The organism is Haloimpatiens lingqiaonensis (assembly GCF_901447495.1).
Classification (GTDB): domain Bacteria; phylum Bacillota; class Clostridia; order Clostridiales; family Clostridiaceae; genus Haloimpatiens; species Haloimpatiens lingqiaonensis.
In genome coordinates this window covers 1-9,203 of sequence record NZ_CABDWS010000099.1, presented here as the reverse complement: position 1 = coordinate 9,203, position 9,203 = coordinate 1, and the positions used below count along the sequence as shown (strand labels likewise).

Below are 9,203 nucleotides of genomic sequence, written 5' to 3'. Positions count from 1 at the left end.
TCTTTCTTTTTAGACTTTTTTCCTTTAGGTTTATCTTTTCCTTGGATACTCAACCAAATTCCATCCATTTCTTGAAATAAAACTTTAACTTCTTTCGATCCATTTAATTTACCTTTTTTATTTAATATTATTTTTCTTTCTTCTTTTTCTTCAAGTTTAGAACCTAATTTTTGTACTACATTCCATACTGCTGTATGGCTGATTTCTTGGTTGGTTAACTCTTTAATATTTTTCGCAGTATCCCTATAAGAAACATTAGTCACATTATCTACAATCTTTTCTACTAACGTGGTTGAAATCTGACCTATTGTATCCATTTGTAAATATTCATCTAGTAAGAATTTATAAGCTTTTTTGCCATCCTCTGTTTTAAATTCATACAGACGTCTCTCAAATTCTACATCCCCCATAATAGTCTTTATACACGTACGTCTTAAACCTTTACTTCTATAAACCTTAGTATTTCTTTCATCCATCAACCTACGGTCTAGGTGCGTTAGCACCTCTCTCATGAACCTGCATGCTTCATCACATACATATTTATATATTTTTTTCTCTAAATCATTGAAAGTTATCTCTTTTTCATTTAAACTTGTATTGTACATAATATCACCCATTATCTTATAGTTTTTTCAACTTACATTATAATGGATTTTTTATGTACATGGGAGATACTTTTTGTATCTCCTTTTAAATTTTCTAAGCAGTAATTACTACTATCTTTGCCTACTAAAATTATACTCTAAGGACAAAATAAATTTTTCTACGGCAATATCCTTGTTCTATCTCTAGGAAATAAAGAAGCCTCCCTTACATTTTTTAATCCCAATATCTGAGAAGTCAATCTTTCTAATCCTATGGCAAGCCCCCCGTGAGGCGGCATTCCATATTTAAATACTTCCATGTATGCTGTAAAATTATCCGGGTTTAAACCTTTATATATCATATTTTCCTTTAACATAGAATGTTCATGTATTCTTTGTCCCCCTGTGGTAATCTCTAATCCTCTAAATAAAAGGTCAAAGGAATGAGTAAATTCTTTATCTTTTGGCATAGTATACATAGGTCTCTTCTTTCTTGGATAGTCTGTTATAAATAAAAATTCTGAGCCTAATTTTTCCTCTGCATATTTACATATTAATTTTTCGCCTTGTGGGTCTAAATCCCCCTCTTCACAGAGCTTACCATATTCTTTTTCTAATATATTTATAGCCTGAGAGAAAGTAATAGAAGGAATGGTTTCTTTTATCTTTGGTAATTCAATATGGCAAGTGTCTAATAAATCTTTACATTCATTGGTTAATTTAAGCATAATATGTTTTAAAATACCAGTTTCTAACTTCATTATTTCTCTCTCATCTTCTATAAATCCCATCTCTAAGTCCATGCTTACATATTCATTTAAATGTCTACTGGTATTATGCTCCTCAGCTCTATACACATGAGCTATCTCAAAAACCCTTTCATATCCAGCACCTACCATCATTTGTTTATAAAATTGAGGACTTTGAGCCAGATATGCTTCTCTTTCAAAATACTTAACTTTAAAAATAGCAGTTCCCCCTTCTGCACCTTCTGAAACTATTTTAGGAGTAAACATTTCTGTAAATCCTTCGTTAATTAAATATTCTCTAAATCCCTGGGCTATGATACTTTGTATTTTAAATATGCTATTTATTTTTTCATGTCTTAAGCTTAAAACCCTATGGTCTAGTATAGTTTCCAAATTGACATCTAATTCTTCTTTATTAACTTCTATTGGGAGCTCTTCCTGTACTTTAGATATAACTCTCAACTCCTCTACTTGTATTTCCACATTGCTTATTTTGTTTTTGCCCTCTACAACCTTACCTACTATCTCTATAACTGATTCTAGTTTAATATCTTTAATATCTACATTATTGTCTACTACACATTGAATCAGCCCAGTTCTATCCCTTAATATTAAAAAAGATACTTTGCTCAACTTTCTAATTTTGTGCACCCATCCTTTAATACAAACTTCATTATTAACTTCATTATATAAATTTTTAACTAATATTCGTTTCATAAAAATTCCTCCTCGTCTATTTGATATAAAAATTTTAACCATTTGAGCTCTAAGGAGCATATTTTTTAAGGCTAATTTTTTTCATATCTCACTTTACACTATCTCTAATAAATTCATGGTTATCGCTTACTTTACGCTACTCTAATAAGTTTATAGTCAATTAAATATAAGCTTTTATAATTTGATACTTAAACCAATGTATTTACTTATTCTTAAATCTTCATTATCAATAAAATAATGTGCTGATTTAAATTTTTTTACTATCTAACACTGCGCAATGTTAGATTAAAATTCTAATTTAGAATTCTAATTAAAAACTACTTTACTAAATTACAATTTTATATTTACATATTGTAAAAAAATAAATCCCTTAAGCCTAATGCCTAAGGGACGAATTTTTCGCGGTACCACCCTAATTAACCCTAAATTCATTGGTTAAAAACAATATAGCCATGCATTGCCATATTTAAGATGATAATAAAAAAAACCCACTCCAAATTAGGAGTGAGTATATTCCCACGGTACCATCCTTTTTAACCTTAAATTTAAAAGTTCACTTGGAATCATGTAACGGTGAAACCCGGCTTACCCTAATAACTTAAGCTTTCAGGTAAACATCTCCAGGACGTCTTTCAGCATTTAATTTCCTGCTAGGCTCACACCATCCCTAACTCGCTGAGAGTAATCTTAAAATGCTTACTCTTCCCTTCAAAGAATTTAATTATTGTTAATGATTATATTATGAATCTTCACAATTGTCAATGCAATATTTTGCATTTTTACAATTTATAATTTGAAACTTATATTAACAATAATATTAATATTATTTATAAACAAATTACTAAACTTCCCTTAAATTTCACACCTAAATATTTGTTTTTAACTAATAAATTTAATGAACCGTCCCCGGGTTGTCCTTCTACGGGTTGTCCTTCTATAGTAACATACTAATCTCATCAAATATATTTTTATTTTGTTTTATTTCCCTTTCATTACCAGCAACACAACAATAATTCTTTAAATGAGCAAATTTCATAACAAATTATGGAATAAAAATAGACATTCATAATATCCTAGTGTATTATATTTCTGTCAGAAAACATAAACAAAGGATGAATATAAATGTCTACAGAAAATAATATACCATATAATAAAGAGATTAACAATTTCATAATTAAACTTGGATTATCATTATATTTAACACTGCCTCAATTAAAACATGTTTGTGAATTTATCTTTGCAGCCGTAGGTCGTGGGTATGATGGCAAAGTTATTCATATAGCTGAAAGTTGCTATCAGAGTACTTATAGAACATCCATAGGTCAATTTTTATCCAAAAGCCCATGGAATGAAGATTATATTTTGAGAGCATTACAAAAGTTCGCAGTTAATAAAATTTGGCAGTTATCTCGTGATACAGGAAAGCCTATTTATGTGATTATTGATGATACTATCTGTAAGAAGACAAAGCCTTCGTCACGGGCTAAAAATCCTATAGAAAAGTGTCAATTTCATCAATCACATTTAGAAAATAAAAAAGTCTATGGACACCAAGTTGTAGGTGCTTTACTACAATGTGGCGATGTTACAATTCCTTATCAGCTAACGCTTTATGATAAGACTAAAGTCGATAAAGACAATAAAAAATTTACTAAGATTAATATTGCTGTAAATATAATATCTTCATTACCCGAACCACCTATTCAAGGTTTCGTCTTAGGGGATAGTTGGTATAGTGCTGAAATAATTATAAAAACAGCAAAGGCAAAAGGCTTTGAATATATAGGAGCGTTAAAAACTAATAGAATTATATACCCAAAATGCTCGCGCATGAATCATAAAATTAATGGTTTTGCCAAAACTATAAACAAGGAAGACTTTCACCTCGTAACAGTGAATAAGCACTCTTACTATGTTTATAGATATGAGGGCAAAATCAATGGTTTTAAAAATGTTGTAATTCTTATTAGTTATCCTAAAGAAGCTCTCTATAATGAAAAAGCATTAAAATCTTTTATATCAACAGATATAAATCTCACAACAGAAGAAATACTTTTTCAATACCGTGAACGTTGGACAATTGAAGTATTTTTCCGTCAAAATAAGATGGAATTAGGTTTTGATAATTATCAAGTTCGTGGTGAAAAAGCCATAAAGAGATTTTGGATTTTAACTCAATTGACTTATCTTTATTGTACTTGTTGCATAAGCACAGATTGTTCTAAATTTGGAGAAGGTTTAAAAATAGCTCGTAAACAATCCCAACAAGAAGTAATTGCTTGGGTATATTCTCAATATAAAAAAGGAGTTAGTTTAAATGCTATTTTTGATACTCTTAAATTATCACACAATAAGTGTGCTTAAGTAATGTAAAATAATGTAAGTGTTTTTGCTCATTTAAAGAATAATTTTGTTTCATTCCTTCTTTTACCATATAAGCAAAATCCTTAATATCTTGAAGATTTGCGCTTAGAAGTTCATCTTTTTCCCTTTGTAAGTCCTCGTAGGTTATGCCACATATATAATTTTCCGTAGCTTTCTCACCTTTTCTATCAGGAGTCAGTGGTCTGTATGTATCCCCTACAGATCCAATTATAAACTTCTCCATATCCTTTTGTGTGTAATTTATCTCTTCTAAAAATTTATAAGCCTCATCATATACCTCAATAGTTCTTGTAAGATTCGGGTCACGATATGATGCAAAAGCAATATTATTTCCTCTTCTCATATCCATATAACATCCATAAGCTCCACCTTGAAGTCTAACTCTTGTATAAAGATACTCACTATTTAATATGGTTTGAAGAACGCGCATTTTTCCAGAGTATTTATGATTAAGCTTTCCAAAATCAAAGGCTTTAACCACATATTGTACATTACTAGCAGTAACTAATGCTTGAATTTTATTTGATGGTTTAAAGTTAATTTCAGCAGCATTAATTTTCTCATTCTTAAGATCATCTAATACAATATGCATGCTAGAGTTTACCTTATTTTCTTCTTCCTTTTCTCCTACAAATGAAATTATTAAATTATTTTTATTAAATATAGTCTTATATACTTTTCTTAAATTATCAGCAATTTCACTACAATTGTTTTCAAACTCCTTCTCCAAATGGCATAAGAACTCGTAATATGTTGCACCTTTTAATATATCATTATACTTATCAGCATTAGAGAAACATGAATATGCCTTAAGGGTAGCCAATTGATTTCCTGCATTTATAACTCTCATTTGCAGTTTTGATTTTGTCTCTCTTATTACTTCTCTAATTCTTCTAGTATCATCAAAATTAGTTAAAGTTATTATCTCATTTACCAGTTCAAATAAATTAGGAATATTTTCTGAAAGCACCTTAGATTTAATAATAAATTTTGGATAATACACTTCTATATTATTTTTTTCATTATAAACCTCTGTATCAAAATCTATACCACCAGTAGCACTATATATTTCTGTTACAAGATCTGAATATTTTCTCTTTTCAGTATGAAGTTTTCCTAAAACATCGCGTAGTAATCCTATATAAGGAATGTATTTTTGTTCAATAATACTAGCATCAAATAATAAATTTATATAGGATATTTTATTAGTATTCATATTATGAGAAAGTATAGTAACTCCCTTGTGTTCAGTTACTACTTGTGGAATTTTCTCAGCCTCAGGAGATACTTCTTCTATAGATAACTTTGGAATAGTATCCTTAGCTTCCTCTGTATCCTCTGCTATTTGAGCTTTATTTAATTTTTCATTTTCCTCTTGAAGCTTATGCAATTCCTCCTTTGATAAAGAAGCTTTGTAATTTTGTAACTTTTCGTCTAAAGCTTTTACTTTACTTTCCTCTAATCCCTTTTTAGGATTTAAAACCACTAAAGAGCAGTGTTTATTATTTAACATATATTTTTCTATGAAATTCTCAAAATACTTATCATTTATAGAATCCTTTATTTTATTAAGATTCTCCTCATATTTTAAATGCGCCAATGGATTACCATCATAAAGCCAACTCTCCATTATCTTACCACTATAATGAAGTCCTTTATTAGCAATTCTCCATGGGTCTGCTTCACGAAGTTCAAATTCAATTGAATTTATTGACGCCTTTAAAAGCTTTTTATCTATTCCATTTTCAACTAAAGCTCTTAAAGTTTCAAAAATTACTTCTTTAAATCTTTCTTTTTTTCTATTATCTGTGTTTTTTACAGCTATAGGAAATATAGCCTGTTTAGTTGGATCCATATTCATTTGATCAAAGTTAAGCATACTTTCCCCTATTTCTTCCTTAAGTAAAGCAAGTTTTATTGGAGAAGCTGACGATTCTATAAGCATGTTATAAAGTATCTTCATAGCTAAATATTCTTCAGCATTTGAATTTTCACCACAAACAAAATTTAATGCAAAAAAACTTTTGTTTTCTTCATTTTCCTCTGGACTTATAGAATACTCCGAAGTTCTTTCCATAATTTCTTTAAAAGATTTCACATCATCTATATGGGAAGGTATTTCTATTTTATCAAAATTAATAAGATAATTTTCATTTATGAATTTAAGGCATTCATTTAAATTTTGATCACCATATAAATAAATATAACTATTAGATGGATGATAAAATTTACTGTGAAATTCTTCAAAATCCTCCTGAGTTAACTGTGGTATTTCCTCTGGATCTCCACCAGAATTAAATGCATAAGTAGTATTTGGAAATAAAGATTTATATATTTCCCCTGTCAAAACTTCCTGTGGTGAAGACAATGCTCCCTGCATTTCACTATACACAACACCTTTATAAATCAACTTATCTGTCTTTGGTTCTGTCTCATATCTCCATCCTTCTTGGCGAAGTATTTGATGATTTTTATATATATTAGGATATAAAACAGCATCTAAATATACATCCATTAGATTCATAAAATCCTTTTGATTTCTGCTAGCCACTGGATAACTAGTTCTGTCTGGATAAGTCATAGCGTTTAAAAAAGTATTTAGTGAACTTTTTGCAATATCCCCAAAAGGATCTTTAGTTTTAAATTTTCTTGATCCGCAAAGCACAGAATGTTCTAAAATATGTGCCACTCCAGTACTATCTGTAGGGGTTGTCCTAAAACTTATACAAAATACTTTATTATCATCCTTATTTTCTAAGTGCAAAAGTCTTGCTCCACTTTTAATGTGTTCAAATACTCTAGCTACAGATTGAATTTCATCAATTTTTTCTTGTTCTAGCAATTTAAAACCGTGATACATTTCATTAACTTTAAATTCATTATGCATACTATGCCCCCCTTGTTAAGTTATACATGCTTATTTTAAATTATCAAAATATTGTTCCAATTACAAATAATGCATTAACTCCATAATATAACTAAGTTACTATAAAATCAAGTCTAATGAATATATTGCTACGATGGAGACTTAATGAATTTATTTTCCTTATTTTCTATGATGGGGAACGGAATAGACGTGGTAAAGATAAATTAAACTGCTTACTATAAATTATTATATTAAAATTAAGGCATGGAGCCACCAATGATCTCCATGCCCTTAAAACAATTAATCTGTTACTACAGTAGTTCCTGAGGCCGTTACCATAAGCATACTTCCGCCTTGACCAAGAACTTCATAGTCTATATCAATTCCTACTACAGCATTAGCTCCTATAGCTTGTGCCCTTCTTGATAGTTCAGCTATGGCACCATCCCTTGCTCTTATTAATTCCTCTTCATAAGTTTCTGACCTTCCACCTACAAAATCTCTAATTCCTGCCATGAAATCTTTAACAAAATTTACACCAGATATTACTTCTCCACATACTATTCCTCTATACTCCATTATTTTCTTTCCCTCTATTTGTGGTGTGGTTGTAAGTATCATACTAAATTCCTCCTCAAAATTCATTTATTAGTATTAATTAACACATTAACTTTCGCAGTTATAAAATTAAGTACATTTATTCATCTAATGTAGCACTTAAAATTTATGTGCAAAAGTTAACTTAATATTTATATAATTATAATATAACCTTATTAATCCATTGTCAAGTATTTCATATCATTTTTTATATTTTATATTATCCTTTTATAGGTTTATTATAACTATATATATTGTAAGATAACATGGTATTTATAAAATCTTTTCAAAGTATAATATGCTTTATTTATCTATGATTAGTACATTTCTAAAATATTTCTTAGCCATTTTTTCTCTAATCACTATCTCTCTATTATCTGTGAGTGTTATTGTAAAATCTTCTTTTACCTCTTTAGCATACAATATATGCTCCTTTGAAAATACATAATCCCCCAATACAATTCCATCCTTATACGAACCAACCCTGCTGCCCAAAATGCTTACGCCTGTCCTATCACTTTTCTCCATAATAAATGTGGTATTATTTTTAAATTTATTAACCTGTAGCTGTGGTCCATATAATGAATCAATAATAATCATAACTACAAATATAAGAATATATATTCCTAAAGGAGAAAAAAATGAAATTTTATTATTGTAGTAACCTAACATATAGTAAATAGTCATACAATATATGGTTATTAAAAATGCTATATTATAAATAATTTCAAACTTTGGACTTGGACCTAAATATTGAAGTTCCTCCAATTTCGTTTTTTCTATCTCTACATTTATTTTTTTAATTATCCTTGGCATTAAATATATATTAAATATACTAACCACAAATATTGTAATTATTTTAGATATTATATTTAATTTTGAAAAACACAATACAAACACTATAAATATTACATCAATTATACAAGCTAAAACTTTAGTAAATATATTAGAAACTTTTTCACTCATGTTCTACACCCCCATATTTGTAATTAATTTCTATGTATTCATATTACCATTATATTTGTTTAGTGTAAAGTATATTTTATCATTTTTAATATTATTATTATATATTTTATATTGTTATTGTTACTATATAAAATGCGTTGAAACCTTTCTAAACATATATTCAAATTATATAGAAAATAAAAAAACCTAATAAAATACTAGGTTTTTTAAGGGTAAGCGTCAAAGTTTTAGCACCTTTAATAATTCCAAGAATAGTATTAAAATATCCTAGTAAGGCAAGAATATGCTTTACTAGGATTAATTTATTTTTTATCTTTAATTTTCATATTTTCAGGAATC

The 9,203-nt window shown here is 28.6% G+C and carries 6 protein-coding genes and 1 other annotated feature; of the genes, 1 reads left to right on the top strand and 5 read right to left on the bottom strand.

From position 1 onward, the window contains the following. A partial coding sequence (locus FGK85_RS13680; RefSeq protein ID WP_171011364.1) for a UPF0236 family transposase-like protein occupies nucleotides 1-605 on the bottom strand: 605 nt, incomplete at its 3' end. 158 nt (nucleotides 606-763) lie between these two features. Beyond that, the gene (gene aspS, locus FGK85_RS13675) at nucleotides 764-2,050 is read right to left on the bottom strand and encodes an aspartate--tRNA(Asn) ligase (RefSeq protein ID WP_138207536.1); all 1,287 of its coding nucleotides are present in this window, start codon (nucleotides 2,048-2,050) and stop codon (nucleotides 764-766) included. Between the two features lie 497 nt (nucleotides 2,051-2,547). Beyond that, nucleotides 2,548-2,771, bottom strand: a binding site (T-box leader). A 401-nt stretch (nucleotides 2,772-3,172) separates the two neighbouring features. On the opposite strand from aspS, the gene FGK85_RS13670 reads away from it, so the two are divergent. Next, nucleotides 3,173-4,414 carry an IS701 family transposase gene (locus FGK85_RS13670; protein WP_102399572.1) on the top strand — a complete coding sequence of 414 codons (1,242 nt, stop codon included), beginning with the start codon at nucleotides 3,173-3,175 and terminating at the stop codon, nucleotides 4,412-4,414. Here the strand turns inward: FGK85_RS13670 and FGK85_RS13665 are convergent. The 3 genes from FGK85_RS13665 to FGK85_RS13655 form a co-directional block, all read right to left on the bottom strand. After that, nucleotides 4,386-7,322: an insulinase family protein gene (locus FGK85_RS13665; protein ID WP_138207534.1), complete on the bottom strand. Its 2,937-nt coding sequence runs from the start codon at nucleotides 7,320-7,322 to the stop codon at nucleotides 4,386-4,388. The two genes, FGK85_RS13670 and FGK85_RS13665, sit on opposite strands and share 29 nt — an antisense overlap. 279 nt (nucleotides 7,323-7,601) lie before the next feature. After that, nucleotides 7,602-7,922, bottom strand: a complete 321-nt coding sequence (locus tag FGK85_RS13660; protein ID WP_138207532.1) for a heavy metal-binding domain-containing protein — start codon at nucleotides 7,920-7,922, stop codon at nucleotides 7,602-7,604. Between the two features lie 279 nt (nucleotides 7,923-8,201). Further along, on the bottom strand, nucleotides 8,202-8,864 hold the full coding sequence (locus FGK85_RS13655; protein WP_138207530.1) for a hypothetical protein: 663 nt from the start codon (nucleotides 8,862-8,864) through the stop codon (nucleotides 8,202-8,204). Nucleotides 8,865-9,203: the final 339 nt, after the last annotated feature.

What these genes read in the sequence shown, in the direction of transcription:
- FGK85_RS13655 (WP_138207530.1), bottom strand. Translation starts at nt 8,864, where the DNA reads ATGAGTGAAAAAGTTTCTAATATATTTACTAAAGTTTTAGCTTGTATA.
- FGK85_RS13665 (WP_138207534.1), bottom strand. Translation starts at nt 7,322, where the DNA reads ATGCATAATGAATTTAAAGTTAATGAAATGTATCACGGTTTTAAATTG.
- FGK85_RS13670 (WP_102399572.1), top strand. Translation starts at nt 3,173, where the DNA reads ATGTCTACAGAAAATAATATACCATATAATAAAGAGATTAACAATTTC.
- FGK85_RS13660 (WP_138207532.1), bottom strand. Translation starts at nt 7,922, where the DNA reads ATGATACTTACAACCACACCACAAATAGAGGGAAAGAAAATAATGGAG.
- aspS (WP_138207536.1), bottom strand. Translation starts at nt 2,050, where the DNA reads ATGAAACGAATATTAGTTAAAAATTTATATAATGAAGTTAATAATGAA.